The organism is Pantoea sp. UBA5923, from assembly GCF_002431095.1.
Lineage (GTDB): Bacteria > Pseudomonadota > Gammaproteobacteria > Enterobacterales > Enterobacteriaceae > Pantoea > Pantoea piersonii.
Genome location: NZ_DJDN01000036.1, coordinates 23,510 through 49,705 on the forward strand (window position 1 = coordinate 23,510; position 26,196 = coordinate 49,705).

The 26,196-nt window shown below is 56.3% G+C and carries 25 protein-coding genes and 1 pseudogene; 9 read left to right on the plus strand and 17 right to left on the minus strand.

The features are described from left to right. Positions 1-127: 127 nt before the first annotated feature. From B3797_RS09185 to B3797_RS09195, 3 genes are all read right to left on the minus strand, one after another. Positions 128-730, minus strand: coding sequence for a hypothetical protein (locus tag B3797_RS09185; protein ID WP_311790928.1), 603 nt, complete (start codon positions 728-730; stop codon positions 128-130). Between the two features lie 492 nt (positions 731-1,222). Beyond that, a complete protein-coding gene (locus B3797_RS09190; RefSeq protein WP_311790929.1) occupies positions 1,223-1,879 on the minus strand; it encodes a VENN motif pre-toxin domain-containing protein in 657 nt (218 codons plus the stop codon). A 79-nt stretch (positions 1,880-1,958) separates the two neighbouring features. Then, complete coding sequence (locus B3797_RS09195; protein ID WP_311790930.1) at positions 1,959-2,354, minus strand: VOC family protein; 396 nt, start codon at positions 2,352-2,354, stop codon at positions 1,959-1,961. 183 nt (positions 2,355-2,537) lie between these two features. Here B3797_RS09195 and B3797_RS09200 point away from each other — a divergent pair, with 183 nt between their 5' ends. Next, positions 2,538-4,061: a sensor domain-containing diguanylate cyclase gene (locus tag B3797_RS09200; protein ID WP_311790931.1), complete on the plus strand. Its 1,524-nt coding sequence runs from the start codon at positions 2,538-2,540 to the stop codon at positions 4,059-4,061. On the opposite strand, the gene arnF is transcribed toward B3797_RS09200, so the two are convergent. From arnF to B3797_RS09245, 9 genes are all read right to left on the minus strand, one after another. Further along, on the minus strand, positions 4,056-4,439 hold the full coding sequence (gene arnF / locus B3797_RS09205) for a 4-amino-4-deoxy-L-arabinose-phosphoundecaprenol flippase subunit ArnF (RefSeq protein ID WP_311790932.1): 384 nt from the start codon (positions 4,437-4,439) through the stop codon (positions 4,056-4,058). The genes B3797_RS09200 and arnF overlap by 6 nt on opposite strands. Further along, positions 4,436-4,768: a 4-amino-4-deoxy-L-arabinose-phosphoundecaprenol flippase subunit ArnE gene (arnE, locus tag B3797_RS09210; RefSeq protein ID WP_311784414.1), complete on the minus strand. Its 333-nt coding sequence runs from the start codon at positions 4,766-4,768 to the stop codon at positions 4,436-4,438. Before arnE ends, arnF begins: the two co-directional genes overlap by 4 nt. Further along, positions 4,765-6,426, minus strand: a complete 1,662-nt coding sequence (gene arnT, locus B3797_RS09215; RefSeq protein ID WP_311790933.1) for a lipid IV(A) 4-amino-4-deoxy-L-arabinosyltransferase — start codon at positions 6,424-6,426, stop codon at positions 4,765-4,767. The genes arnE and arnT overlap by 4 nt, the downstream gene beginning before the upstream one ends. A gap of 33 nt (positions 6,427-6,459) precedes the next feature. After that, entirely contained in the window at positions 6,460-7,344 is an 885-nt protein-coding gene (arnD, locus tag B3797_RS09220) for a 4-deoxy-4-formamido-L-arabinose-phosphoundecaprenol deformylase (RefSeq protein WP_311790934.1), read from the minus strand. After that, positions 7,341-9,320 (minus strand): bifunctional UDP-4-amino-4-deoxy-L-arabinose formyltransferase/UDP-glucuronic acid oxidase ArnA, encoded by a 1,980-nt coding sequence (arnA, locus tag B3797_RS09225; protein ID WP_311790935.1) that lies wholly within the window; start codon positions 9,318-9,320, stop codon positions 7,341-7,343. The genes arnD and arnA overlap by 4 nt, the downstream gene beginning before the upstream one ends. Beyond that, positions 9,320-10,303, minus strand: coding sequence for an undecaprenyl-phosphate 4-deoxy-4-formamido-L-arabinose transferase (gene arnC, locus B3797_RS09230; protein WP_311784418.1), 984 nt, complete (start codon positions 10,301-10,303; stop codon positions 9,320-9,322). Before arnC ends, arnA begins: the two co-directional genes overlap by 1 nt. Before the next feature lies 1 nt (position 10,304). After that, positions 10,305-11,441, minus strand: a complete 1,137-nt coding sequence (gene arnB, locus B3797_RS09235) for a UDP-4-amino-4-deoxy-L-arabinose aminotransferase (RefSeq protein ID WP_311790936.1) — start codon at positions 11,439-11,441, stop codon at positions 10,305-10,307. Positions 11,442-12,179: 738 nt separating this feature from the next. After that, positions 12,180-12,584 (minus strand): cupin domain-containing protein, encoded by a 405-nt coding sequence (locus B3797_RS09240; protein WP_311790937.1) that lies wholly within the window; start codon positions 12,582-12,584, stop codon positions 12,180-12,182. A 213-nt stretch (positions 12,585-12,797) separates the two neighbouring features. Next, positions 12,798-13,547 carry an SDR family NAD(P)-dependent oxidoreductase gene (locus tag B3797_RS09245; RefSeq protein ID WP_311790961.1) on the minus strand — a complete coding sequence of 250 codons (750 nt, stop codon included), beginning with the start codon at positions 13,545-13,547 and terminating at the stop codon, positions 12,798-12,800. 238 nt (positions 13,548-13,785) lie between these two features. On the opposite strand from B3797_RS09245, the gene B3797_RS09250 reads away from it, so the two are divergent. The 7 genes from B3797_RS09250 to B3797_RS09280 all read left to right on the plus strand — a co-directional run bounded on the left by B3797_RS09250 (position 13,786) and on the right by B3797_RS09280 (position 20,516). Next, positions 13,786-14,670 carry a LysR family transcriptional regulator gene (locus B3797_RS09250; protein WP_311790938.1) on the plus strand — a complete coding sequence of 295 codons (885 nt, stop codon included), beginning with the start codon at positions 13,786-13,788 and terminating at the stop codon, positions 14,668-14,670. A 141-nt stretch (positions 14,671-14,811) separates the two neighbouring features. Then, complete coding sequence (locus tag B3797_RS09255; protein WP_311790939.1) at positions 14,812-15,213, plus strand: nuclear transport factor 2 family protein; 402 nt, start codon at positions 14,812-14,814, stop codon at positions 15,211-15,213. A gap of 380 nt (positions 15,214-15,593) precedes the next feature. Then, the gene (gene sapC, locus B3797_RS09260) at positions 15,594-16,484 is read left to right on the plus strand and encodes a putrescine export ABC transporter permease SapC (protein ID WP_311790940.1); all 891 of its coding nucleotides are present in this window, start codon (positions 15,594-15,596) and stop codon (positions 16,482-16,484) included. After that, a complete protein-coding gene (sapD, locus tag B3797_RS09265; protein ID WP_311784424.1) occupies positions 16,484-17,479 on the plus strand; it encodes a putrescine export ABC transporter ATP-binding protein SapD in 996 nt (331 codons plus the stop codon). The genes sapC and sapD overlap by 1 nt, the downstream gene beginning before the upstream one ends. Continuing rightward, on the plus strand, positions 17,480-18,283 hold the full coding sequence (gene sapF, locus B3797_RS09270; RefSeq protein ID WP_120454116.1) for a putrescine export ABC transporter ATP-binding protein SapF: 804 nt from the start codon (positions 17,480-17,482) through the stop codon (positions 18,281-18,283). A gap of 118 nt (positions 18,284-18,401) precedes the next feature. Further along, positions 18,402-19,190, plus strand: coding sequence for an enoyl-ACP reductase FabI (fabI, locus tag B3797_RS09275; RefSeq protein ID WP_120454114.1), 789 nt, complete (start codon positions 18,402-18,404; stop codon positions 19,188-19,190). A 198-nt stretch (positions 19,191-19,388) separates the two neighbouring features. Continuing rightward, complete coding sequence (locus B3797_RS09280; RefSeq protein ID WP_311784425.1) at positions 19,389-20,516, plus strand: oxidoreductase; 1,128 nt, start codon at positions 19,389-19,391, stop codon at positions 20,514-20,516. Here the strand turns inward: B3797_RS09280 and B3797_RS09285 are convergent. Beyond that, on the minus strand, positions 20,492-21,409 hold the full coding sequence (locus B3797_RS09285) for a LysR family transcriptional regulator (protein WP_311784474.1): 918 nt from the start codon (positions 21,407-21,409) through the stop codon (positions 20,492-20,494). The genes B3797_RS09280 and B3797_RS09285 overlap by 25 nt on opposite strands. 1,136 nt (positions 21,410-22,545) lie before the next feature. Here B3797_RS09285 and B3797_RS09290 point away from each other — a divergent pair. Next, the gene (locus B3797_RS09290) at positions 22,546-22,755 is read left to right on the plus strand and encodes a hypothetical protein (RefSeq protein WP_311784428.1); all 210 of its coding nucleotides are present in this window, start codon (positions 22,546-22,548) and stop codon (positions 22,753-22,755) included. A 182-nt stretch (positions 22,756-22,937) separates the two neighbouring features. Here the strand turns inward: B3797_RS09290 and B3797_RS19580 are convergent. The 4 genes and pseudogenes from B3797_RS19580 to B3797_RS09305 form a co-directional block, all read right to left on the minus strand. After that, a pseudogene (locus B3797_RS19580) lies at positions 22,938-23,063 on the minus strand (integrase); the annotation flags it as partial. Between the two features lie 179 nt (positions 23,064-23,242). Next, entirely contained in the window at positions 23,243-23,956 is a 714-nt protein-coding gene (locus B3797_RS09295) for a YoaK family protein (protein WP_311790941.1), read from the minus strand. 294 nt (positions 23,957-24,250) lie between these two features. Continuing rightward, positions 24,251-24,460, minus strand: coding sequence for a hypothetical protein (locus B3797_RS09300; protein ID WP_120454107.1), 210 nt, complete (start codon positions 24,458-24,460; stop codon positions 24,251-24,253). Positions 24,461-24,510: 50 nt separating this feature from the next. Next, the gene (locus B3797_RS09305) at positions 24,511-26,097 is read right to left on the minus strand and encodes a PTS transporter subunit EIIC (protein WP_311790942.1); all 1,587 of its coding nucleotides are present in this window, start codon (positions 26,095-26,097) and stop codon (positions 24,511-24,513) included. Positions 26,098-26,196 lie beyond the last annotated feature (99 nt).

A 26,196-nucleotide genomic window follows, 5' to 3' on the forward strand; every position in this document is an offset into this window, starting at 1 on the left:
ATACTCTTCTTGCTAAGGATGTTAGCAAACCATGTGAGTTTACAAAGGCATCGCCTCACAACTGAACATCAGGATTTGTATCGTGCAGTAATAAGTAAAATCCCAGCCAAAGGGCTGGGACTTAAAATCACATTTGTAATTTCCAAAAATTCATACCATCAATAAGCCAGTATTGCTCTTTATCTGGGACCAATAAACCAAAATCATTGTTTGCCTGAGCATTCCAGTCAGACGGTACTAAAGCTTCATGGCCTCTATCCCAGTCAGTATGTCGATATATTTTTTTATCAAAATTAATATAGAATTTAGGCAGGCGCATTTTCCAAGCGTCCCACTCTGTTGCAACAGGCTCTGTTAAAGTAGATAAAAACCTTTCAATATAAGTGTAAAATTTAACAATTTCCGCATTATTTCGCCCTGAAACAAAAAACCCTTTCATCCAGTCAGATGAGTAAAAAGAAATACCATTTTTATTTATATAATCTTTAAAGGCTTCTTTATTTAATACAGGAACGCCACTTCTAAATGATTTTATGGCTTCGTCATAAAGAGACTCTTTTAGCCACCCTTTAGCAATATAGGATTTATACTCTGGCCTAACATCAATGCAGTAGTTATCCTTACTATCAAAAAGATAATAATGATTTCCATCCACAACAAAAATGGCAATATCTTTTTCGCCATTAAAGATGGCATTGAGTAATTCCTGATATTTATTTTCCAAATTCATCCAAAAACTCCTATTTTGTTAGCACTCGAGCCTTCGACGAACTTTGCTCTGTTAATCTATTCCATAATTTAGGCAACTCTAATGATACACTAGGTTGCCCTTTTGTCGGGTCTACTATCTTTGGAGCGCTTGGATCTTTAGGTACGCCCGGGAGAGGTCTTTGTGGGATTGCAGCTTCCATTATTTTTTATGGAGAACCGCATCCACCTCAAAAACAACAACACTGCCATCTTGTCTTTTATTTGTTAAATAATAAGCAGCATGATTTGGTCCATTAGCGCTGACACATAATTGACCACTACAGCCAGAATTAATGCTTATGCTTCCATCAGCATTCACATTGATTCTGTTCTGGCTTGTTTGTGTACCACTGCCCCCACCCTCAACCCGGGAATAATTTTTAGAAGATGGCTTAGATGCGTTCCCCCCAGAATTCGCTGGGGATGTATGTGGTTTTACTCCCGGAGTTAGCCCTTCCTCAATCGCTTTCCCTTAACCAATACTTGTAATACCTTCGGCAATATATATCGCACCAAGCTGATAACCCACCGCAGATTTGGCTGCTTCCTCGCTCATTCCAGTGCGTACATACGCAGCGACCATGCCGTTATATAGTTCCTGCGCCTGCTTCGCTGCCGCATTGGTACTGTTCAATAACTGCTGTATCTGCTGATAACCGACCTGGGATTCCTTCGTGTTCTGGTAACTTAAATTCTTATAGGTACTCTGCTTCTCCAGTGCATCCTGACGGGCTGCCCTACAGGCTTTTTCATCCCCTTCCATGCAGGCGTTAATCAGCGTAAGGCTGCTCTCTGCATCCTTATGATTTAGCGCATCCCGATCCTGCTGTTCCTCTGGCGTCAGGTTCTGTTTGTGGTAAAGCTCTGTCTGAAGGCTTTTCTCCAGACTGCTCAGATAATTATTCTCAACCGCATTCTTACCAACCACCGCCCCGGCACCGCCTCTCAGCGCCGAATCCGATGCTATCCCGCCAGCCAGCCCTGCCGCCATCTGGCTCAGCGCGCTCACCGCCCACGGCTCCCGCTGCGCCCGCTGCTGCGCCAGCACCGCGCCCGCCACCATGGACTCTTTCGCCTGTGAACCCCGGATCAGCAGCGCATCCGTAAAAGGGCTGGTGAGCTGAAGCATCAGGCCGCTCTGCTTCTGTTCATAGCTCTGACGGCGGGTCAGCGTGTCGTTACGACAGAAACGTAGCCGGCATACCGGGTTAATTATCGCCCCAGCGCATGTTCTGAATTACGACCCTGTAACCATCAATATCCCTGAAAGTGATGCCTTTTTGCTCCCAGTAAGGATTAAAAGATTCCACTCTGACAAAACCGGCATGACTCATTGTTGCGCAGCGCTTTTCCCAGCGTCCTTTGTCAGGCACATACAATACTAAAAGGTCTTCGGCCGACGGCGAAGGCGTCACCGGATGATGGTGACACTGCGTGAATTCAAGATGCCAGGCTAAATCCTCCCGGCCTAACATGCATCCGCTGAACCCGTCATGATCGCTAAATTCACCGATTTTTTTCAGGCCCAGGCCGTCGCAGTACATTTCACAACTTTTGCTGAGCAGGCTTACAGGCCTTGCGATGCGCATCTGTTGAAATTCCATAGTCACCTCTTTTTAAAATTGACCACCTTAGAACGAGCCCTAACGCAAAGCGCTGTGGCTTCGGCTATGACAAACGGCAAGAGAAGTGCCCTTTCATCGGCCGCCTGTCTGCGTACCGGCCTGCAGGTCCGCTTTTTACTGCTACCTTTTACTGATAACCCTCTGTTTTACTGGAGAGAGACTTTGCCATCACCCCGCACCAGAAGAACAGAGCGCTTTGTGCTGCTGTTTCTGCTTTTTATTAGCCTGTTTATCGTGACGGCATGCAGCTGGGCATTATGGCGATCCTGGCAGAACCGGCTTCAGGACGTCTCCGTCCAGGCCCGCAACCAGTCGCTCTCTCTGTCGCGGCAGGCGCAGGATACTTTCCTGCAGGTCAATATTGCGCTGGATGAAATAGCCCGCCAGACAGACCCGATCTTTAGCCACCCGGAGGCGTACAGCGGCGGACGTGGCATTCTCGCCGGACTCGCTCTTCCTCTGCCTCAGCTGGCTGGCCTGTTTGTTTATGATAAAGAGGGCAACTGGCTGGCCACCTCCCGCGACCAGCATGACACCAGGATGAATAATGCCGACCGGGAGTCGTTTATCTGGCACCGCGGCCACGCAGATGCGGGCGTTCATATCGGAAAGGTTATCCGCAGCCGCAGCGCTGATGAGCTGGTCATTCCGGTTTCTCTGCGGCTGAATGATGCTGAAGGTAATTTTCGTGGCGTAGCGCTCGGCTCGGTAAAGGTCGCCTTTTTTCGCCAGTTCTACGGCTGGTATGAACAGAGCCCTGGCGATCTGCTGGCGCTGATGAACACGGAGGGCCTTCTTCTCTATGCCCGCCCTTTCCCTGACAGCGTGCTCAACCGCAGCCTCTCCTCCAGCCCGCTCTTTACCCGCCTGCTGAGCCAGTACCGCATCGGCAGCGCCACCTGGAACAGCCGCCTTGACGGACAGGAGCGTCTTTTCGGCTACGCCCGACTGGAGCGTTATCCTCTGGTGGTGGCTGTCGGCTATGAAACCCGGGCGATCCGGCACGCCTGGTGGATGAGCAATATCACCGGCATCAGCGTTAATATTTTTACGTGGCTGCTGGTTTTGCTGTTCGGCTTTCTGGTGCTTCGGCAGCTGCATGCCAACCAGCAGAGCCAGCAGGCGCTGATGCGCTCGCAGGATGAGCTAACGCGACTCAACAGCACGCTCAGCGACCTGGCGATGCTGGACGGCTTAACCGGACTGGGCAACCGGCGACAGTTCGATTTTTATCTGGAGAAGAGCCTCGAGGGCGCCGCCTCGCCGGTCTCTCTGATTATGTTCGATGTGGATTACTTCAAGCGTTATAACGATGAGTATGGGCATATCGCTGGCGATCGCTGCCTGCAGGAGGTGGCGGCGGTGCTGAAGCACCTTCCGCTACGCAGTACCGACCGGGTGACCCGCTATGGCGGGGAGGAGTTTGCGATTATCCTGCCGGGCACAAAGGCCCGGGATGCGGAGAACGTGGCGCACCGGGCGCTGGAGGCCATTCGCCGGGCGGCGCTGCCTCATGGGGCGAGCGAACTGCCGGAAAAAATCGTTACCCTGAGCGCCGGGATCAGCGCTTCCTCTTCCGGAGACTCGCCTGACTCGCTGAAGCTTGCCGCCGACGAGGCGCTGTACGTCGCTAAAAAGGCGGGCCGTAACTGTATTGCCGGTACGGATGGCATCTGCCTGCTATAACCTGGCCTTGCGGCGTGGAACAGAGATAATGACCAGACCCAGCACGATCAGCAGCACGCCCGCGAGGCCGCTCCAACGGAACGGTTCGCCGAAGACCGGCAGCAGAACCGCAGCCAGCCACACCAGCACATAGCTCAGGCTAAGCAGCGGATAGAGCCGGTTAAGCGGCAAATGACGCAGCGCCAGCATCCAGCAAAGCATAGAAAGCCCATAGGCTCCCAGCCCGATACAGAGCAATACCAGCGGCTTGCTATGCTGTACCCAGTCGAGGTTCAGCCATTCAGCGGCGGGTGGAAAGTCCCGCATCGCCAGACGTAATACCAGCTGAGCCAGCGTCACCAGCAAAACAGAGCACAGCGCCAGACCAAGGCCTTTCACAGGTGGCTCCCTATCAGCGCCACGCCAGCGACGATCGCCAGCGTGCCGATCCACTGCTGCAGCGTGTAGCTTTCCCGCCAGATAAGACGCGCGGCAAGCGCCACCAGCACAAAATTAATGCTGAGCATCGGATAGGCCACGCTGACCGGTACCAGACGCAGCACCCAGAGCCACACCAGCATCGCGACGCCAAGCAGCAGCAGGCTTAACGCGATCCACATCAGCAGGCGTTTTTTGCCCTGGCGCGCGCCGAGGGTGGCCGCCTGTTTCTGGCACAGCTGCGCTGCGCAACTCAGCAGGCTCACCAGCATAATCAGCAGCAGATTCATGGTTTTTCGTCGTAGCCGTAATAAACCAGCCGCCCCTGACGATAAACCTCATCCGGCTTCGGCAGGCCCGCATCCGGTTCCTTCTGGCCAGAATCGAGCATCATCACCACGGATACCTTGCCAGTGCGACGATGCTCCTGCAGCCAGCCCGCGAAGGCGCTGCCATCCACATAGCGCGGCTGCGCATCGGGATAGCTGAGGCCATATTGCAGTTCGCCTTTAGCGTCATAGAGGGTAATATCGCTGCGCCGCAGCTCCCAGGCGATCGCCGAGGCGACGCCCGGATTGTCCGCCAGCAGATAGCGGCTGCCCGCCAGCCGCTCGCTTACCGCGCTGACGAAACTCTGCGGCTGTTTCGAGTCGCGCACCTTCTGTGGAATAGCGAACGCAACCAGCAGCGCCAGCGCCAGCGGACAGAGTGCCGCCAGCTGCCAGCGGTTATCGCGCGGCCGGAGGCTCAGCCAGCCCACCACGCCCCAGCAGACAAACGCCCCTGCCGCCCAGACCACGCGCATCTTCTCGTCGCTGGCGTAGAGCGGATGGTGTGCCAGCCCCCACGGCGCAAGGAATGCCACGACCGCGACCGTCGCGATCAGACCGAACAGCAGGTTGATCCAGCCGTTGATCTTAAAAACTTTGCCCAGAGCTGCGCTGCTGCCGTGGGCATAGCGCGCCATCAGCAGCGCCAGCGGCGCGAAGCAAGGCAGAATATAGGTGGGCAATTTGCCTTTTGCGATGCTGAAAAACAGCAGCGGCATCACTACCCAGCACAACAGATAAGCCGCGCCCGGCTCTTGCCCGCGCTGCCGCCACGCCGCTTTCAGCGAGCCAGGAAGCAGCGCCAGCCACGGCATACAGCCCGCCAGCAATACCGGCAGGTAATACCAGAACGGTGCTTTATGCTGCGCATCGGCTTCGGCAAACCGTTGTATATGCTCGACCCAGAAGAAGTAGTGCCAGAAATCCCCTTCCTGCCGATTGATCGCCAGCGCCCAGGGCGCGCTGATTAACAGCGCCGTTACGATGGTCAATAATCCCCAGCGCAACAGTTCAGCGAAGCGACGCTGCCAGATAGCCCAGGGCACGATTGCCAGCACCGGTACCGCCAGCGCCAGAAAGCCCTTGGTCATAAAGCCCATGCCGCAGGCGGCGCCGAGCAGCAGATAGCCGCCGAGCCGCTGCTGCGTGGTGCTCGCCTGCGCCGCCAGCCAGTAGCTGCACATCGCCGCCACCAGCCACAGCAGTAAAATGGGATCGATCACCGCATAGGTTCCGACACCATATACCAGCAGCGAAGTCAGAAAAATAAGGCCGCCGGTGAGCGCGATTGCCCGGCTGGCGAACATGCGTCTGCCAAGCCAGTAGAGCAGCAGCGCGCTAAAGGTGGTGCTGAAAATCGCCCCTGCGCGCACGCCGAAAAGAGTATGGCCAAAAATGAACTGGCCGATATTATTTACCCAGTAACCGGCAATCGGTTTTTCAAAGTAGCGTAAACCGAAAAAGTGCGGCACCACCCAGTTGCCGCCCGCGAGCATTTCGCGGCTGATTTCGGCATAGCGCGTTTCATCCGGCTGCCATAAAGCACGAAATTCAATCGGGATAAGGTAATAAAGCGCGAAGAGCGCCAGCAGCAGCGCGGTTTTAGTGCCTGTACGCATCCATGTTTCCTGTGCAAATAATTACCGTTACGTTCAGCCCTGACAGCCCAGCCAGCCTTCGCGTCCGGGGATGTGACCGCGGACGACGCTGCCACGCGGCAGCGTGCTGAGATCGGCGGGCAATAGCTCGCTGAGCGGGCAGAAGCGGATACCCTGATCTTCTGCGCGTTTCAGCAGTTCCGCGAAAGCAGATAATCCAACAATGCCTTCAACCTCGGCATGAATGGTGTAAACCGGCGAGCCGGTAACAGCCAGCATCTGTTCGAGGATAAAGTCGTTGAAGCCTGCCGCACTGATCTGCTGACCGACCACTTCGTCCCAGGTCGGCAGCGTAACCGGTACCTGCACCGTACCCTTGCTGCCGTCGCTAAGCTGCGGAATAAAGGGCCCGATGCCGCGGCAGTCGCTGTTATAGAGGAAGCCAAACGGTTCTTTGGCGTCGACCACGCGCGTATCGGCGCGCCAGCCCGCCACCGCCGAACAAGTGACAGTGTCACCTGTTATCGCCTCCAGCGCCGCTTTGCCCCGCGCGATCTGCTCAGTCAGCTTCGCCTGCGACCAGACGCCCGCCCAGGTTTGCCAGGCGAAATGGTCCCAGGCATGCAGGCCAATTTCGTGATGCTCAGCCGTGGCGCGAATAATGTCAGCCAGCCCGCGCCCAATATCCCGGCCCGGCCAGGCGGTGCCGGCCAGCAGGATATCCCAGCCGTAGAGCGAGGCTGCGCGTGAGCGCAGCATCTTCCACAAAAAGCGCGGCTTCATCAGTCGCCACAGATGGCGTCCCATGTTGTCTGGCCCGACGCTGAAAAAGAAGCTGGCCTGCAGCTGATGCAGACTGAACTGCTCCAGCAGCGCCGGAACGCCCAGCTTTGTACCTCGCCAGGTGTCCACATCGACGCGCAAACCGACTTTCTTCATGGCTTGTCCTGTAGCTCAACGGTGCGCAGGAAGAAGTCCAGCGTGTTGTCGATGGTGGTATCCATCTCTACCGTCGGCGTCCAGTTCAGCAGACGGCGTGCGTTTTTGATCGACGGCTTACGGTGCTCTACGTCCTGATAGCCCTTCCCGTAGTAGCTGCTGCTCTCGACTTCGCGGAAACCGGCAAACGGCGGGAAACGGTCACGCAGCGGATGGCGTTCGAAGCTCGCCAGCAGATGCTCAGCCAGCTCTTTGATGCTGGCTTCATTGTCCGGATTGCCGATATTAACGATCTGGCCGTCGCAGTTGCCGTTTTTGTTTTCAATGATGCGGAACAGCGCTTCAATACCGTCACGAATATCGGTGAAGCAGCGTTTCTGCGCACCGCCGTCGATCAGCTTGATGGGCGAACCTTCCACCAGATTAAGGATCAGCTGGGTGATAGCGCGTGAGCTGCCGATACGGGCAGCGTTCAGGTTATCGAGACGCGGCCCCATCCAGTTAAACGGACGGAACAGGGTGAAGCGTAATCCCTCTTTTTCGCCGTATGCCCAGATAACGCGATCCAGTAGCTGTTTTGATACGGAGTAGATCCAGCGCTGTTTGTTGATCGGGCCGACCACGAGATTAGAGCTATCCTCGTCAAAATGGTTGTCGGTGCACATGCCGTACACTTCTGAAGTGGACGGGAAAATAATGCGCTTTTTATACTTCACGCAGTCGCGGATGATCTTCAGGTTCTCTTCGAAATCGAGTTCGAACACGCGTAGCGGGTTGCGGGTGTACTCAATAGGCGTGGCGATCGCCACCAGCGGCAGCACCACATCGCATTTCTTGATGTGGTATTCAATCCACTCCGAGTGAATGCTGATATCGCCTTCAACAAAGTGGAAGCGCGGCTGATCGAGGAAACGGCTGATGGCGTCAGACCCGATATCCAGCCCGTACACCTCAAAGTTATCATCCTGCAACAGGCGTTCAGTTAAGTGATTGCCGATAAAGCCGTTAACGCCAAGAATCAACACGCGGGTGCGCCGTTTGATCGCGGCGACCGGCTGCGAGTAGAGCAGCGCGCCCGGCACCATGCCGAGGTTTTGCGCCAGCTGGCTGCCGTTCATATAGACGCCGTTATCACTCTGTCCGGTCAGCACTTCCAGCGCGCCTTCGCCGCAGGCGATCAGGAAAGGATCGACCGACAGCACCGTACCCGGCTTCGCTTTTGGCGCATCCGCATGTACGCGCCCTTTCCATACCACAAACTTCAGCGTACCGGCGAAGGCAAATGCACCCGGCCAGGGATCGGTCACGGCGCGCACCAGGTTGTTCACCGACTGCGCAGGCCATTCCCAGTTGATACGCCCGTCTTCTGGCGTGCGGCGGCCGACCACCGTGGCTTCGCTGTCGTTTTGCGGCGTGGCGGAAATGTCGCCGCGCTTCATCGCCGGTAATACGCCATCCAGCAGCTCCGTCGCACAGGCGACCAGCTTGCGGTGCAGCGTCAGAGCGTTGTCCTGCTCCTCAATCGCCACGCGCTGCTGAACGACGATATCGCCAGCGTCGGCGCGCTTCACCATGCGGTGCAGCGTCACGCCGGTTTCCGTTTCGCCATTTACCAGCACCCAGTTAAGCGGCGCGCGGCCGCGGTATTTCGGCAGCAGCGAGCCATGCAGATTAAAAGCGCCAATCCGGGCGGTCTTGAGGATGCTGTCGCTCAGCAGCGCGCGGTAATAGAAGGAGAAAATAAAGTCAGGCTGCATCGCTTTAATACGATCGACCCACAGCGGATGGCTGGCGTCTTCCGGTGCGTAAACCGGAATGCCCTGCTCCGCCGCCAGGCGCGCCACGGAGGGAAACGCATGGCTTTCAGGCGAGGTGTCAGCATGAGTGAAGATGGCGCTGATTTCATAACCGGCTTTCAGTAGCGCGCTAATGCCCGCACAGCCCATTTCGGCGTAGGCGAAGACGATGGTTTTCATTACTCGGATTCCTGTACAGAAGAAGCTTTTTGCTGTGGGTGAATAACACGCTGGATAAAGTAGCGGGGACGCGCGCGGACATCGTTATAGATACGGCCGATGTATTCGCCAAGCAGGCCCATGCCGATAAACTGCGCGCCGACAAAAATAAAGAGTACGGCGAACAGCATGAACACACCGTCGCCCGCCCAGCTGGCGCCGAGGAACAGACGCAGCACAATCAACACCAGCGAGAAGGCGAAACCAGCCAGCGCGATCAGGCTGCCGATAATGCTCAGCAGACGCAGCGGCGTGGTGGTCAGGCAGGTCACCAGGTCGTACATCAGGTTAATCAGCTTCATAAAGCTGTATTTGGAGTCGCCGAACTCACGCTCGGCGTGGGTAACCGGCAGCTCAATAGTGCGGCGCGCGAAGGTGTTGGCGAGAATAGGAATAAAGGTGCTGCGCTCGTGGCAGTTAAGCATCGCATCGACAATATGACGACGATAGGCGCGCAGCATACAGCCGTAATCGCCCATCGCTTTGCCGGTAACGCGCTGAATCAGATGGTTGATGGCGCGCGAGGCGCGGCGGCGGAACCAGCTATCCTGGCGGTTCTGACGAACGGTGCCGACCACGTCATACCCCTGCTGCGCCGCCTGCACCAGCTTCGGGATCTCTTCCGGCGGGTTTTGCAGATCGGCATCCAGCGTGATGATCAGGTCACCTGAAACATGGCTGAAACCCGCCATTATCGCCGAGTGCTGACCATAGTTGCGGTTCAGCAATACGCCGACCACATGGCTGCCGGGCATATCGGCGGCATCGTTGATCATCTGGGCGGAGCGGTCGGCGCTGCCGTCGTCCACCAGCAAGATTTCATAATCCAGGCCAATCAAGCTGCAGGCCGCATCCGTACGGCGCACCAGCTCCGCCAGGCTCTCTTCTTCGTTGTAGACCGGAATAACAACAGATACTTTGTGAATCGCTTTTTCTTCCTGCATCTCAGACTCCAGCTACGTGACGCAAGGCGTCAATAACGCGGGTGACATCGTCATCGTGCATATCCGGGAACAGCGGAATGGAGCAGATACGATCGCTGTTCCATTCGGTGTTGGGCAGAGAGAGCTGGGGATAGCGTTCGCGATAGTATTTGTGGGTGTGCGCGGCGCGGAAATGCAGGCCGGTGCCGATATCCTGCGCCTTCAGCGCTTCCATCAGCGCATCGCGGCTGATGCCGCACGTCGCTTCGTCGACGCGAATGATAAACAGATGCCAGGCGTGCTGATGAGCCCATGTCGGTTGCGACAGCGGCAGGAACGGCGTGTCGGCTAATTCACGCAGATAGCGCTGGGCGATCGCCTCGCGGCGCGCATTAAAGGCGTTGAGCTTTTTCAACTGCACCAGCGCAATAGCCGCGCTGATATCGGGCAGGTTGTACTTGAAGCCAGGCATAATCACTTCCGCCTGCGGCTTGCGGCCGTGGGTATGGCGATCGTACGCATCGACGCCCAGACCGTGGAACTTCAGGCTGCGCATGCGATCCGCCAGTTCGGCGTCATCGGTAACAATCAGGCCGCCTTCGGCGCAGGTCATATTTTTGATGGCGTGAAACGAGAAGATGGCAGTGCCCGAACTGCCGACATGGCGTCCCTTGTAATAGCAGCCCGCCGCGTGCGCGGCATCTTCAATCACCGGGATATTGTAACGCTTGCCGAGGGCGTGAATCGCATCGCTGTCTGCCGGTGCGCCCGCGTAATGCACCGGGATAATGGCGCGGGTGCGCGGCGTGATAGCAGCTTCGATTTGTTCGGGCGTAACCATCAGCGTATCGCGATCGATATCGATCATGACCGGCGTGGCGCCCAGCAGCGTGATGATATTGATGGTGGAAACCCAGGTCAGCGAGGGTGTAATAATCTCGTCGCCGGGCTGAATATCCAGCGCCAGCAGCGTAACGTGCATACCCGCCGTTGCTGAACTCACTGCGATAGCGTGTTGATTACCCGTGAGCTGGCAAAAAGCCTGCTCCAGCGCAGCATTTTGCGGGCCAGTGGTGATCCATCCCGATTCAAACACCGCTTTTATCGCAGCCAGCTCTTCTTCACCCAGCGAAGGCCGCGAAAAAGGAATAAATGACATAGTTAGATTCCATCAAATTTAAGTTGCTCGAACGTGAAATAGTTAAGCGCCGCCTGGAGAAATAAATATTACAAATATGAAGCAATTGTTTCTTTTTAACGTAATTTTGGTGAATCTCACCATGACTCCCTTTTTTCAGAGAGGCGTCGGAGAAATAATGCTGACGAAACCTTAAGACAGCCTTAAAGAGGCTATCACTTTTTTCATCTGGTGTGGAAGGTAAAGCAAGAACAACTCAAGGAGGATGCCGCTAATAACCCGCGCCCGATTTTATCTCTTATTTGAGCATTGCGTGTCATATGCGTTATTAGTGTATATGTTCTTTCTGCAAGATCAACTTACTGGTGAAAAGTTCATTAAAAACATAGAGATTTTTTATCAACTGCGATTAATGCAGGCCTGGGGAGTTCATTAAAAACGGCTATCTTTCAATTGTTTATGCCTGGTTTATTGATTTGACTCCCTATTTTTGATTCTGCTTTTCACCAAAAAATATGCGAACAAAAATCAACCAACCACAGGCAACTTTAACGGCAGTTAAACAAAAGCTATAAATAGCGGCGGTAAGAACTTATTTCGGAAAACAAATGATGAGACAGTCCCCAAAGATAAAGCATTTATACGCGGCTGCTGCCGCGCAAAAGAGCGTTATTTAATAAGCCAGCTTATTAATGCCTTCTGGCGATAATCTACTTTGCCCGCTAAGTAAAAAACAGAACTTTATAAGGGCTGGCATTGTCAAAATTCCGCCTCTTCCCCTGGCAGCGGCAGGGAAAGTTCCTGACCTTCAACGCCAGCGTAGAAAATAAGTAATTCCGTCGGCTCTTCGGTGGTATAGCCGCGGTGCGCGCTGTCGATGGTTTCATTAAGCGCCTGCCCCGCGCTAACGCTAAAGCGTTCGCCGGTGTTCTTATCTTCTACGGTTAACTGGCCAGAGAGAATATAAGCGGTATTGGGCATAGGGTGTGTATGCCAGGGTAGCTCGCTGTGGGCAGGCAATGACATACGCATCACCGATATCTGTGGTTTGCCTGCCGGGTACGCCCTGTATGCCTGACCGTTCCAGGCGGTCCCGCTTTGTAACACCAGCGTGTGTTCGATATCCGTCGGGTTTTTGTCTGATAACTGCTTCTTCTCCGTCATGGCTTCTCCTGTCAGTTAGGGTCTGGTTCGAGTGTAGCTGCCCCCGGTAAAAGCGCCCTTTTGCAGGCCCCGCCTGCGGGTTTATTAGCCGGTTATAAAAAGGAAAGGCCGCATTAAGCAGCCTCTGAAACAGATTTCACAGCCTTCCTGAACCCGATGCTATCCGCACGCTTCTGGCCTGACAGCCAGATTAAAAAATAAAACGCGTGCCGATTAAACCTGCGCCAGACCGCCATCAACATAAAACTCAGCGGCATTAATAAAAGCAGCATCGTCAGAGGCGAGAAACGCCACCGCTTTGCCGACTTCCTCAGGCTCGCCCAGCCTGCCAAGAGGAACCTCAGCGGCCAGCACCTCAAACAGCCCCTGGCGCTGTTCTTCCGGGACCAGGCCGCCCAGGCCTGCGGTGCGGATCGGGCCTGGACTGACAACGTTCACTCTGATACCGCGATCTTTTAAATCCAGCGCCCATGAACGGGCAAAGTTCCTCACCGCTGCTTTACTGGCGCTATAAACGCTGAAGTTCGCTGTGCCTTTAACTGCGGCAGTCGAGCCTGTCAGGATAACCGATGAGCCATTATTCAGGAGAGGCAGCGCCTTCTGAACGGTAAAAAGCAGCCCGCGCACGTTCGTGCCGAAGATGCGATCGAAGTGTTCTTCAGTGATTGCCTCAAGCGGCATCATATCCCCGCCGCCGGCATTGGCGAACAGGATATCAAGTCGTCCTGATTCGCTGGTGATGGTCGCAAAAACCTTATCGAGATCGGACAGACGGGAGGCATCAGCGCGGATACCGGTCGCGGCCGGTCCAATCGCCGCTACCGCAGCGTCAAGCTCTTCCTGGCGACGGCCGGTGATATAGACTTTTGCGCCCTGTGAAGCCAGCTCCTGCGCAGAGGCCAGACCGATGCCTGAACTGCCGCCGGTAACCAGCGCGATTTTATTTGCAAGTTTATTGCTCATCATTTGCTTCCTCAGGTTAAGGCACGCATATGCCTGTTGAATGTCTTTTAAGCTCTCAAGCTGAACATCGCTAAATAGAGAATTAACGGCTGCCGACGGCGTTACTGACTAAGCGAGACCGGCGACTGTGGCGACAGAAGAAGCATATCGACGAACAACATTTTTCAAAATAGAATGATTTAAAACTCATCGTTGCAGATTTGAAATGAACAGATTCCCTGATTTCGAAGGACTCGCGATGTTCGCGAAAGTAGCAGAGGAAGGATCGTTCGCCGCCGCGGCGAGAGTTATGGGCGTCTCCGTCCCAACGGTATCGCGCGCCGTCGCCCGGCTGGAGGAGAGGCTGGGCGGCAGGCTGTTTAACCGCACCTCGCGCCAGGTGGCGCTGACCGAGTTTGGCCAGAGCATGGCCGCGAAAGCGTCTGAGATTTACCGGCAGGCAGAGGAAGTTGAAAGCGAGGCGCACGAGCTTGCGGTACAGCCGCGCGGTCTGGTGCGGCTGGCGGTGCCTATGGCCTTCGGGCTGCGCTGGATCGCGCCGCTGTTGCCGGAACTGATTCGCCAGTTTCCCGAACTCAGCGTGGATTTGCACCTCTCGGACGCGTCGGTCGATGTTATCGCCGAAGGCTTTGATGCGGCGCTGCGCATTGCCGCGCTGCCGGACTCGTCGCTGGTTGCGCGTCGCTTATGCGCGGTGACACAGTTTCTGGTGGCGGCGCCTTCCTATGTTGCTCGTCATGGCGCGCCGGAGCACCCCAGAGCGCTGACATCGCGTGCCTGCTTCAGCTATGCGTACCGGGCGCGCAGTCAGGTATGGCGCTTTACGCATACCTCCGGCGTGCATGAAGATATCGTTCCGAATGGACCGCTGCGGGTAACTAACTCAGACGCCCTGCTGCCGCCGCTGCTTGAAGGTCTGGGCATCGCCGAACTGCCGGAGTTTATCGCAGCGGAGTATTTGCGCGATGGCCGTCTGGTACGCCTTCTTGATGAGTGGTCGATGACCCAGGGCGGGCTCTATTTCGTCACCCCAACCGCGCGCAGTCGACCGCTTAAGGTCAGAGTGCTTTCCGATTTCTTTGCCAAACGTCTCAGCGATCCAGAGTGGCGCTACGCGCCATGAAAGCAAAATCAGCAGGGATGATTACATAAATGAAATGGTAGGTTTCATCCTTTGCTGTTTTGTGCGCTTCTGAAGTTAATTAGGCTGGTGTCAGGCCCGCAACACTTTGTCGGCCGGTAACCACTTCAGGAGTCCCTGACCATGAAAACCGCCGTACAGCTACTGCAACTTTATCTGGATTCAATACGCGATCCCCGCGCCGCCGCGGCGCTTTTCGCCGCTGATGGCGCGCTGGAGTTGCCCTACCTGAAAACGCTTGGCCTGCCGCATCGCGCGCAGGGCGCGAAAGAGATCGAGTTCTTTATTGCTGGCCTGCTGGAGAAAGTGCCCGATTTCCGCTTCCGTAATATTGAGTTTTTGATCGATACGCCGACGCAGGCTTTTGGCGAATACAGCGTCGAAGCGGGTATCGCAGGCACCGACCGCATCTACAGACAGACCTATGCTGGTCGCCTGGTAGCGGAAGCGGGAAAAATTACCCTGCTGAGGGAGTCGCTTGATACGCTGGCCGCCTGGCGCGCCTTTTCCGGCGAACAGAGCTGAGCTGGCTTAACTGCGGAAAAGAGCACCCCGCTCTTTTCCGGCTCGCATAGCGCTCGCTTCAGGCTGGCCTGACAGCGCAGAAGCTGACCTTCTGTTACCCCTGAATGAAATTGCTGCCGCCGTTCCCTTGCCTGTAAGAGGGTTATCGACGGATAATCCTCTGTGACGAGCGGCGCGCGCCTGCGCCTTTCGCTCTTTGCTGTCTTCTGCACTGTGTACGCTCCCTTTTCGTATACGCAAGCGTGGCAACTGAATCCGTACCGCCGTTCCTGCTAAGCGCAGTACGACACGATAACGCTGAGAACCTGAGCAACACATTGATATGACAGAAAACTTTAAATTGCCGCAACCCATCCAGACCAAACCTCAAGCGACTGCGTATGCCCTACGATAATGTCTATGCCGAGAAGCGGCTGCCCGGCGCGTTTCGCCGCAGCTGGCACCACTTTTATCGCAACACCACCGCCATGATCGGCCTGTATGGCTTTGGCGCGCTGCTGTTCCTTTGCCTGTTTGGCGGACTGCTGGCGCCCTATGGCATCGATCAGCAATTTCTCGGCTATCAACTACTGCCGCCCTCCTGGTCGCGCTATGGCGATGTCTCTTTTTTCCTCGGCACCGATGACCTGGGCCGCGACGTACTGAGCCGTCTGCTGAGCGGCGTGGCGCCCACCGTCGGCTCCGCCATTCTGGTGACGCTGTTTGCAACGCCGTGCGGACTGGCGCTCGGCGTGCTGGCGGGCATCACCCACGGCTTACGCTCAGCCGTTATGAACCACGTACTGGATACGCTGCTGTCGATACCGTCGCTGCTGCTGGCGATTATCGTGGTGGCGTTTCTCGGCCCACGCCTGGAGCACGCGCTGCTGGCGGTCTGGCTGACGCTATTGCCGCGTCTGGTGCGCGCCACCTATAGCGCGGTGCACGACGAGCTGGAAAAAGAGTATGTGGTAGCCGCGCGCCTCGACGGCGCTACCAATGTCGATATTCTGCGGCACGCGATTCTGCCCAACGTGCTGCCGATGCTTATCAGCGAAGTGACGCGCTCGCTGTCGCTGGCGATCCTGGATATCGCCGCGCTCGGCTTTCTCGACCTCGGCGCGCAGCTGCCTTCGCCCGAATGGGGCGCGATGCTCGGCGATTCGCTGGAGCTGGTCTATGTCGCGCCCTGGACGGTAATGCTGCCGGGCGTGGCGCTGATGATCAGCGTATTAATTGTTAACCTGCTGGGCGACGGCATCCGCCGCGCCGTAGAGGCGGGAGTAGAATAATGCCGTTACTCGATATTCGTAATCTGACCATTGAATTTATGACCGCCGACGGCCCCGTGAAAGCGGTGGATCGCATCAACCTGACGCTTATGGAAGGCGAAGTGCGCGGGTTAGTGGGCGAATCGGGCTCGGGCAAAAGCCTGGTGGCAAAGGCGATCTGCGGCGTGACCAAAGATAACTGGCGCGTTACCGCCGACCGTATGGTGTTTGACGATATTGACCTGCTGCGTCTGTCGCCGCGCGAGCGCCGCCGCATCGTCGGGCACAACGTCTCGATGATTTTTCAGGAGCCGCAGTCCTGTCTCGATCCTTCGGAGCGCATCGGCCGCCAGCTGATGCAGGCTATTCCGCGCTGGACCTATAAAGGGCCCTGGCTGCGCCGCTTCTGGTTCTGGCGTAAAACCCGCGCCATCGAGCTGCTGCACCGCGTCGGCATCAAAGATCACAAAGATATTATGCGCAGCTTTCCCTATGAGCTGACCGAAGGCGAATGCCAGAAAGTGATGATCGCTATCGCGCTGGCCAACCAGCCGCGCCTGCTGATCGCCGATGAGCCGACCAACGCCATGGAGCCGACGACCCAGGCGCAAATTTTTCGCCTGCTGAGCCGCCTTAATCAGAATAACAACACCACTATTCTGCTGATCAGCCACGACTTGCGCACCATGAGCCAGTGGGCGGATCGCATCAACGTGATGTACTGCGGGCAGACGGTAGAAACCGCGGGCAGCGACGACCTGATGACCACGCCGCACCATCCTTATACGCAGGCGCTCATCCGCGCGATGCCCGATTTTGGCCGCTCGCTGCCGCACAAGAGCCGTCTTAATACCCTCTCCGGCGCTATCCCTTCGCTGGAAAGCCTGCCGATCGGCTGTCGACTCGGCCCACGCTGCCCTTATGCGCAGCGCAAATGTGTTGAAACCCCGCGTCTGAGCGGCAGTAAAACGCACCTGTTCGCCTGCCACTTTCCGCTGAATATGGAGGAGCAGTAGATGGAAACGCTGCTTGAGGTGCGCAATCTGAGCAAAACCTTTCGCTACCGCACCGGACTCTTTCGCCGTCAGCACGTCGAGGCGGTAAAGTCAGTCAGCTTTATCCTGCGCGAGAAGCAGACGCTGGCGGTTATCGGCGAGAACGGTTCCGGCAAGTCGACGCTGGCGAAAATGCTGAGCGGCATGGTGGCACCAAGCGCAGGCGAAATCCTGATCAACGATCATCCGCTGGAGTTTGGCGACTATGGCTACCGCAGCCAGCGCATCCGCATGATCTTCCAGGATCCCTCGACCTCGCTTAATCCGCGCCAGCGCGTTAGCCAGATCCTCGACCTGCCGCTGCGGCTGAACAGCGATCTGCCGCCGGAAGCGCGCGAGAAGCGCATCATCGCGACGCTGCGCCAGGTGGGTCTGCTGCGCGATCACGCCGGATACTATCCGCATATGCTGGCGCCGGGACAGAAGCAGCGTCTTGGCCTGGCGCGCGCGCTGATTTTACAGCCGAAGGTGATCATCGCTGACGAAGCCCTCGCCTCGCTCGATATGACGATGCGCTCCCAGCTGGTTAATCTGATGCTGGAACTACAGGAGCAACACGGCATCACCTATATTTATGTGACGCAGCATCTCGGTATGATGAAGCACATCAGCGATCAGGTGCTGGTGATGCACCAGGGGGAAGTGGTCGAGCGCGGCGGCACCGCCGACGTGCTGGCTTCGCCGCTGCACGACCTGACTAAACGACTGATTTCCAGTCACTTTGGCGAAGCGCTGACGGCAGAAGCCTGGCGACGCGAACGCTAATACAGGTTGGTTTACCCCATTTGCCTGAGACGTGCTAGAATCCGCACGTCGATTAACGCGGCCGCCTGTTTTTTAACCAATACGGCCGCCAACAACAATGACCATAAGGATTACAGCTATGGGTTTTCTTTCCGGTAAGCGCATTCTGATTACTGGCGTTGCCAGTAAACTCTCTATTGCCTACGGAATTGCGCAGGCGATGCACAAGCAGGGCGCAGAACTGGCTTTCACCTACCAGAACGACAAACTGAAAGGTCGTGTGGAAGAGTTTGCTAAAGAACTGGGTTCAGACATTGTTCTGCCGTGCGATGTGGCTGAAGACGAGAGCATCAAATCGCTGTTTACTGAACTGGCAAAAACCTGGCCAAAATTTGACGGTTTCGTTCACTCCATCGGTTTCGCCCCTGGCGACCAGCTGGATGGCGACTATGTGAACGCCGTTACCCGTGAAGGCTTTAAGATTGCCCACGACATCAGCGCCTACAGCTTTGTTGCGATGGCGAAAGAGTGCCGCGAGATGCTGAACCCGGGCTCCGCCCTGCTGACGCTCTCCTACCTGGGCGCAGAGCGCGCGATCCCGAACTACAACGTGATGGGTCTGGCGAAAGCGTCACTGGAAGCGAACGTACGCTATATGGCGAACGCGATGGGCCCTGAAGGCGTGCGCGTGAACGCCGTTTCTGCCGGTCCGATCCGTACCCTGGCGGCATCAGGCATCAAAGATTTCCGTAAGATGCTGGCGCACTGCGAAGCGGTTACCCCGATTCGCCGTACCGTTACCATCGAAGACGTCGGCAACTCAGCGGCGTTCCTCTGTTCTGACCTGGCCGGCGGCATCACCGGCGAGATCGTTCACGTTGACGGCGGCTTCAGCATCGCCGCGATGAACGAGCTGGAACTGAAATAAGTTGTAAGGGCGAGCCTGGCTCGCCCTCTCTTTTACCGCTCATTTTTCCCGCCTTATAGCTACAGGCTATTAATTATCACCGATCGATCTTTTGCCCTTCTCTACCGTTAAGCGACGATAAGCCAGCCCCCGGGCGCGCGTCACGGTTTCGGATTCACGCCATGCGCGACGTGCCAGTTATTTGCAAAAGGAATAACCATGGAACAACGCCGCTATCCTGGCCATCACCACTGGTTTTACGAGAGCCAGACCAGCCCGCACGCCATCCAGGCTGAGCCGCTGGTTCCCGAAGCAGCCCTTATCAACGACCGTTTCCTGCTCGGTTTACAGCAGGAGGCCAGCGCGCTTCAGCCGCTGTTGCAGGCCAGCCAGCCGATGCTGCTGGCCTCAAGAGATCTCAGCCAGCTGCTGTTTCCCGATCGCGTGACGGCGACGCTGACCCATACCCTGACCCTTTACGATCGACTCAGCACCGCGCTGACCGTCGCGCAGATCGCGGGCGTGCAGCGCCTGTGCAATCACTATTCGGCGCGCCTCAACCCGCTGCCCGGCCCCGACTCTTCACGGGAGAGCAACAACCGCCTGACCCAGTTAACGCAATATGCGCGCCAGCTGGCGATGCAGCCGGAACTGATTAACGCGGCGGCGCTCCGGGCGCTGGACGCCGTGGGCCTCACCGAACCGGATATCGTCACGCTGAATCAAATCGTCGGCTTCGTCAGCTATCAGGCGCGCGTCGTCGCCGGTTTGCATGCGCTGCTGGCGCTGCCGGTGCGCTGGCTGCCGGGCGTAACGCCGCCGCCTGACGCCAGCCGCGACGGCTTTGCCGAGAAGCAGACGTGGAAACCGGGCATTAAGCCGCTGGAGCTGCGCTACGCCAGCGCCGAGCAGCTTGCCGCCGTCACCTTTTGCCAGCCGCATCCCGATCTTGCCGATACGGTGTGGCTGCTGGCGCACGATGCCGCCGCGCTCTACGGCTGGCAAACGCTGCGCCTGCGCATCATCCCTGCCGCCTTTACGCCGCTGGCAGAGGCGACCTGCGCCCGCGCGCTCGGCTGCCGCTGGGCGTTTCAGTTTTTCCCGGTTGAGGTGCGCGATGCGCTGCTGGAGTCCGTTGATGAGGCCGCCAGCCAGCCGACGACGCAGGGCCGCGTTGTGGCGCTGGCGGCGCAGCTGACGCGCTCGCCGGAGCGCTTCAGCGCGGCGCATCTGCAACCGCTGGTCGCAGAAGGCTGGCAGCCGGAAGCGCTGTTCGCCCTGATTCAGGCGGTGGCGATCGGCAACTGGAACAGTCGGCTGTTTTACGCCATGGGTGAAACGGCGTAGCTTTCGAGGTGGCTGCGCGCCTCGTCGAAGAAGTGCTGCGACAGCGGCGACGCGCGGCCCGGCTCGGCAATCACCAGCGCCGCCTGGCGCGCCATATGGGTAATAGTAATCGGCCGCTGCGCCATGCCGTTCAGCATCGAAGGCAGCAGATGGCCGACAGGCGACACCAGCACCCCTAACCCCACCTGTGCGCTCTGCACCAGCTCAAGAATAGCGGCGCTCTCTACCATGACCTGCGGCGTCAGGCCCGCTTCGCGGAAAGCCATATCCAGATAGCGGCGGAAATAGCGCGTCGGCTCCGAGAGGCAGAGCGGCAAGGCGGCGAGCGCAGCCAGCGAGAGAGGCTCATCGCTGACCAGTTCGGGAAACTGCGCGGGATCGAAAATCGCTTCTACCCCGCGTTCAGGCAGAAAGGCCGTCTGAAAATGCAGCTCGCGCAGCGTCGCCAGCTCAAAAAAGCCGATGCCAACGTCAACCGTATGGCTGTTCAGCGCCTCCAGCAGCTGATCGGCGCTCAGCGCGGCGATCCGGTAGTTAAGCTGCGGATAGCGGTTCTGCACTTTTTTCAGCAGCTCCGGCAGCGCCACGCTGCACTGCGGCATCACGCCGATGCGCAACGTACCGTTGACACCATGCTTCAGCGACTCCACTTCCAGCTTTAGCCCCTGATAGACCGAGACGATTTCCCGCGCCCACGCCAGCACGCGGTCGCCTTCCGGCGTGAAGCCGACAAAGTTATTGCTGCGGTTAATCAGCGACAGTCCGAGTTCGCGCTCAAGGTTTTTCAGGCGCATTGAGAGCGTTGGCTGACTGACAAAACTGGCCTCCGCCGCCCGCCCAAAGTGGCGCTCGCGCTCAAGGTTACAGAGGTAAATTAACTGTTTAATGTCTATTTTCTTTACCTATCAATCACTTAACAAGGTTTTCTGTGTGTAAAAATAAAATTATGTACTGGCAGGCGTACTCAATAAAAAATGCCTTTGTAATTTACCTTTGATCTTCAGGTAGGGCCGCCGGGTTGTCAACGTGAAGCCCAAAATGAGATGGAAACTGCAACGCTCAGATCGTCGACCGGAACCTATTTTCATCATCGACAATTGTCGCAGTAACTTTACCTGGCACGATAATTCTCCCCATCACCTCTCCCTCCATTGTTTCTCCGTCTGGCGTGATTAGCCCGGACGCGAACAAAATCCCGATTATCGGATAACCATCATACTGAAACGCCACTTTATCACCTGGTTTCGCCTGTTCCGCGCTGTCCACGATGACAAAGCATCCTGCGTTTCGATGCGATATGTACTCGAAGCGTAGTGCGCATAATCCGGATCCGCATGATGTAAGTCGTATAGTTCATGTGAAGCTGTCACATCACGTCCCTTATGTTACGGAGCGCCGCCTTGCCGTTGCGTAGCCAGCGTTGAAGAGTCCGCCTGAGTGCGGATTTTTTTATGGATAAAAATCGCCCTCCGCCACAGGTTGCTAAACCGAAGTATGCAGTGAATGGCAGGGACAAAAATTCAAAAAGGCCGCCCGCAGGCGACCTTTTTGAATTTGAATATGCCCCACCCGGCGCTTATCTCCGGCACTCGTAATGGCTTAGCTCTTGAAGGGGCTGATAACAGGTTACTAAAAATCCCGATGTGAAATTTTGCAACAACCCACACTTTTAAGATTAATCCTATTAAAATGCGACTGGCTGACTTGCGATTACTATCGGCGTAAGTAGCCGCGGCAATTAACGCAGGCACACCGGGCTCTCTCTCACCGGACGCGCAGTATCAGGTGAAACAGACCCTGATGTATCTGAAGCAGCGTAAGGCTGACAACGAGCGGTTCCGCAAAGCAGGTGACGCGCAGCCGCGCACGTTTGAGCAGTACGATCATCCGTAACGGATGATGGCTTAGCAGAGCAGAAAGCCGCCCACCGAGGCGGTTTTTTATTGCCCACGCGGCTATAGTTCTACAAAGAAGAGTCGATGAAGTTTCCACGGGGAATGGACCCGGTATATCAGAAGGACGTCAAGGAGTGAAAAAGACAATCTATCTTCCTCAGTTTGATAAGAGCGCTGTAGCAGAAATCTTCGGGAATAAAATCACTGTACGTTATGAAGGTAACGAAGATTTCCCGAGATCTTTGAAAGTAAAAGACCAGTACTATGTAGTTATTGACGGTGAAGAAAAGACCATGGTTCTTGTTCGTAAAGCTATTGGCTCATGGCAGTTTTCCCTGCAGTAACAACCAGACAATCTAACAGACCTCGCTACGGCGGGGTTTTTTATTGCCTACAGGAAACCGAAATGACACATCCAGATCCGATAGATGAAGCAGCACGCGAGCAGCATTTGATAGCAATGGCACTGGCGAACCATCTGTGGGTCTATTCCTTCTTCCAGAGCACGCCTGATGTTTAACAGTTCATCCCGAGCGTCTTTCAGTCGCAACAGGGGATAAGTTCCGATGTCAGCACGCCGCTGCTTGCCAGCAAACATGTAACGCATCTGGAAAACTATCTTGTCTTTTCGATACGTGGATAGAGAGACCATCGCGATCGGTTTTCCCGAATCTAAATAAAAAATGACCGCTCTTCAGGCGATCTTTCGGCAGTCTCATATTGATGTCACTGTTACAGCCTGATGCGCAGAAGCGCACCGCCCCCTTCTGCCCCGGCGCTTTGCGCTCTGCAGCAGATGGATCTGTGTCGCTTTATAAAAGATGGCAGACATTACCGTCGGGGCTGCCTGAAGATAGTATGCAAGGCCAGCAGCATAAGCATAAGGCCGATCAGAATGATAAAAAGATATCCCAGCAGGCGATAGAGCCAGATACCGGCCACGCCGCCTGACAGAAAAGAGAGGAGCGTTAGGGCATGAAGTTTTAGACGATCAAGATAAAGCGGCGTGTACTCAGGAGACTCTTTGCGTCTCAGGATATCGAACAGCATTGCCAGCTCAATACCGATATCGGTTGAGGTTCCGGAAACGTGGGTAGTTCTTACCCGGGCGTTCGATATCCTCGTCACCACCGCATTTTGCAGCCCCATCAGGAAGCTCAGGCATAATATTAATACCACCCCAGGTGAAAGCGGCGTTAGCCAGGTTTCAACCACGCCGAGACCCACCAGTCCCGCTCCCTCAATCAATATATTCAAGGCGTAGACCGTGGGTATCTTTCGCCTGCGCCCGATATTAATAATGACCGTTGAGAAGGCGGAGCCAGCGATAAAAACCGCGATAACCGACAGAAAAAAGATGGCCGGGGCAATATTGGCTTTAGCAAGATTGTCTGAAAGCGAGGAAACATTTCCTGTCATATTGGCCGAGAAAAAGCCTACAACTTCAAATGCTGCGGTATTGAGCGCGCCAGCCACGGCGGCAAGCGTAGAGGCGAGTCGGATATCCGCTGAGGTGCTGCGTAATTGTTCAGTGCTGATCAGCATAGCGTCTGCAGTGCCGGAAAAACGTAGCGCTATGTTCCTCTTATCCAGTCTCAGTGACAAGCTGACAAAAGCCTGTTTTTATCTGGCCAGCTCGCCGCGCTTTCACCGGGCGTGTAACCGCTGAAAAGAAAAAGCATCAGGGTCTCCTGCAGGGACAAAGATAAAAAAGCGTGTTCGCAGCGCAAGATAAAGGCGGGAACGCCGATCGGCGGCGTGGTAACTGGAAAAGGCATTGATGCAGCTCCCACCATAACCAACCTTGTCAGCCAGGTGGGAACCCGATATGGCTAAGCGCTACTTTTTATCTCGATCCTGATAGGGATCTTTCTTGTCATCGTTATGGTCATCGCGGGTGCGAGGGATTTCGCCGTGTTCATTGGGCGCGTCAACCGCCGGATGATCGTCCTCTTCATAGGCGTTGCCAACGTGCGGCGTGCTTTCGGGGGCGCTCTTGCTCACGTCGCCTTCCTGTTTACGTTCTTCATTGGTTTTATGTTTAAACATTTCCGTCTCCTTGTTCACTTCCGGTCTGTTAAGTGTAGACGTAAATCGTTTCACGCCACGCCGAGCGCGCTTTTCACTTCGTTAGCGATCTTTTCGACCTGCGGCCCATAGATAACCTGGATATCGTGCTCGCTGACGCGATTGATGCCGTTAGCGCCGGTAGTGAGCAGCGTCTGATCCACCACCTCTTTCATATCTTTGACCCGTACGCGCAGGCGGGTAAAGCAGCAGTCGACATCCTCGATATTCGCCTCTCCCCCCAGGCCGCTGATAATAACTCTGGTGCGCTCACCCGCCGCCACCTGCTGCGGTTTTTCATCGTCAGACTCGCGTCCCGGCGTCTCCACGCCCATGCGCGTGATAACAAAGCGAAATCCGTAGTAGTAGAGCGGCGCATAGAGTGCGCCGAGCGCCAGCGTCCACCACCAGTGCGTTTTACTGCCGCCAAGGATGCCGAATACCACCAGATCGATTACGCCGCCCTGCACGTTGCCAATCATCAGATGCAGCATCGACATCAGCATAAAAGAGAGACCGGTAAGCAGCGCATGCATCAGGTAAAGCACCGGCGAAACAAAGATAAAGCAGAACTCCAGCGGCTCGGTGATGCCGGTCGTGAACGAGGTCAGCGCGCCCGCCATCATCAACGCCTTGACCCGCTGTTTATGTTCAGGGCGCGCGGTGTGGTAGATCGCCAGCGCGGCGGCTGGCAGACCGAACATCATGACCGGGATCTTACCCTGCGCGAGAAACTGGGTGGCGCTGCGCAGCGTGTCGTCAGGCACCGTTCCGGGGTGGGTCAGCGACGCGTTGAAAATATTGAGCGCCCCCACCAGCGTCTGGCCGTCCACCGTGGCGATGCCGCCAATTGGCGTAAAACGTACGGTTTCGTTGAGAATATGATGCAATCCGGTCGGGATCAGGATGCGTTCCGCCGTCCCGAGCAAAAAGGCACCATACTGCCCGCTTTTGCCGATCATCTGGCCGACCCAGGCGATGCCCGCGCCGAGCGTTGGCCAGATCAGCGCCAGCAGCACGCCCACCAGCGGCAGAAAGACCACGGTGACGATGGGCACGAAGCGACGTCCGCCGAAAAAGCTGATAGCGGTCGGCAACTGCTGGGTATAGAAGCGATTATGCAGCATGACCGTCAACAGCCCGGCAATGACGCCGCCCAGCACGCTCATGTTGTAGGTGAAGATGCCCAGCATCTGGATATATTCCGCCGAGGTCATCATTGCCGCGGTCTGATCCATGCCCGCCTTCTGTAGCGCTTCTGGCGTGGTGGTTGCCGCCGTCAACCCTTTCGCCGCCAGCGTGGCGTTGATGCCAACGTTCATGGCGATATAACCGATAACGGCGGCAAAGGCCGCCGTCGGCTTCTCTGCCTTCGCCAGGCCAATGGCGCTGGCCACCGCGAAAAAAACCGGCAGGTTGGCAAAAAGCGCGCCCGCCACTTTACGAATGAAACCGATAATCAGCTGCGGCACCTGCATCTGGGCAAAGGCGTCGCCGGTAATCGCCGGGTTCTGCATCGCGGCCGCGAGGCCGAGGAAGATCCCCGCCGCCGCGATCACCGAGATCGGCATCATTAAGGCTTTGCCAAATGCATGGATCTGACTGGTGAGCTGTTTCATGGGGTGCGCCCTTTCAGAGGAGAAGGTGCAAGTATTGACCCGATACGCCAGTAACTCCCGTTATCGGCGGGTTACCAGAGGGTAAAATTTGAGCAGCGT

Excerpts from the sequence above, each read along its gene's own strand:
- B3797_RS09185 (WP_311790928.1), bottom strand. The coding sequence starts at position 730 with ATGAATTTGGAAAATAAATATCAGGAATTACTCAATGCCATCTTTAAT.
- B3797_RS09190 (WP_311790929.1), bottom strand. The coding sequence starts at position 1,879 with ATGCTTCAGCTCACCAGCCCTTTTACGGATGCGCTGCTGATCCGGGGT.
- B3797_RS09195 (WP_311790930.1), bottom strand. The coding sequence starts at position 2,354 with ATGGAATTTCAACAGATGCGCATCGCAAGGCCTGTAAGCCTGCTCAGC.
- arnE (WP_311784414.1), bottom strand. The coding sequence starts at position 4,768 with ATGAATCTGCTGCTGATTATGCTGGTGAGCCTGCTGAGTTGCGCAGCG.
- arnT (WP_311790933.1), bottom strand. The coding sequence starts at position 6,426 with ATGCGTACAGGCACTAAAACCGCGCTGCTGCTGGCGCTCTTCGCGCTT.
- arnD (WP_311790934.1), bottom strand. The coding sequence starts at position 7,344 with ATGAAGAAAGTCGGTTTGCGCGTCGATGTGGACACCTGGCGAGGTACA.
- arnA (WP_311790935.1), bottom strand. The coding sequence starts at position 9,320 with ATGAAAACCATCGTCTTCGCCTACGCCGAAATGGGCTGTGCGGGCATT.
- arnC (WP_311784418.1), bottom strand. The coding sequence starts at position 10,303 with ATGCAGGAAGAAAAAGCGATTCACAAAGTATCTGTTGTTATTCCGGTC.
- arnB (WP_311790936.1), bottom strand. The coding sequence starts at position 11,441 with ATGTCATTTATTCCTTTTTCGCGGCCTTCGCTGGGTGAAGAAGAGCTG.
- B3797_RS09240 (WP_311790937.1), bottom strand. The coding sequence starts at position 12,584 with ATGACGGAGAAGAAGCAGTTATCAGACAAAAACCCGACGGATATCGAA.
- B3797_RS09245 (WP_311790961.1), bottom strand. The coding sequence starts at position 13,547 with ATGAGCAATAAACTTGCAAATAAAATCGCGCTGGTTACCGGCGGCAGT.
- B3797_RS09250 (WP_311790938.1), top strand. The coding sequence starts at position 13,786 with ATGTTCGCGAAAGTAGCAGAGGAAGGATCGTTCGCCGCCGCGGCGAGA.
- B3797_RS09255 (WP_311790939.1), top strand. The coding sequence starts at position 14,812 with ATGAAAACCGCCGTACAGCTACTGCAACTTTATCTGGATTCAATACGC.
- sapC (WP_311790940.1), top strand. The coding sequence starts at position 15,594 with ATGCCCTACGATAATGTCTATGCCGAGAAGCGGCTGCCCGGCGCGTTT.
- sapD (WP_311784424.1), top strand. The coding sequence starts at position 16,484 with ATGCCGTTACTCGATATTCGTAATCTGACCATTGAATTTATGACCGCC.
- sapF (WP_120454116.1), top strand. The coding sequence starts at position 17,480 with ATGGAAACGCTGCTTGAGGTGCGCAATCTGAGCAAAACCTTTCGCTAC.
- fabI (WP_120454114.1), top strand. The coding sequence starts at position 18,402 with ATGGGTTTTCTTTCCGGTAAGCGCATTCTGATTACTGGCGTTGCCAGT.
- B3797_RS09280 (WP_311784425.1), top strand. The coding sequence starts at position 19,389 with ATGGAACAACGCCGCTATCCTGGCCATCACCACTGGTTTTACGAGAGC.
- B3797_RS09295 (WP_311790941.1), bottom strand. The coding sequence starts at position 23,956 with ATGCTGATCAGCACTGAACAATTACGCAGCACCTCAGCGGATATCCGA.
- B3797_RS09300 (WP_120454107.1), bottom strand. The coding sequence starts at position 24,460 with ATGTTTAAACATAAAACCAATGAAGAACGTAAACAGGAAGGCGACGTG.
- B3797_RS09305 (WP_311790942.1), bottom strand. The coding sequence starts at position 26,097 with ATGAAACAGCTCACCAGTCAGATCCATGCATTTGGCAAAGCCTTAATG.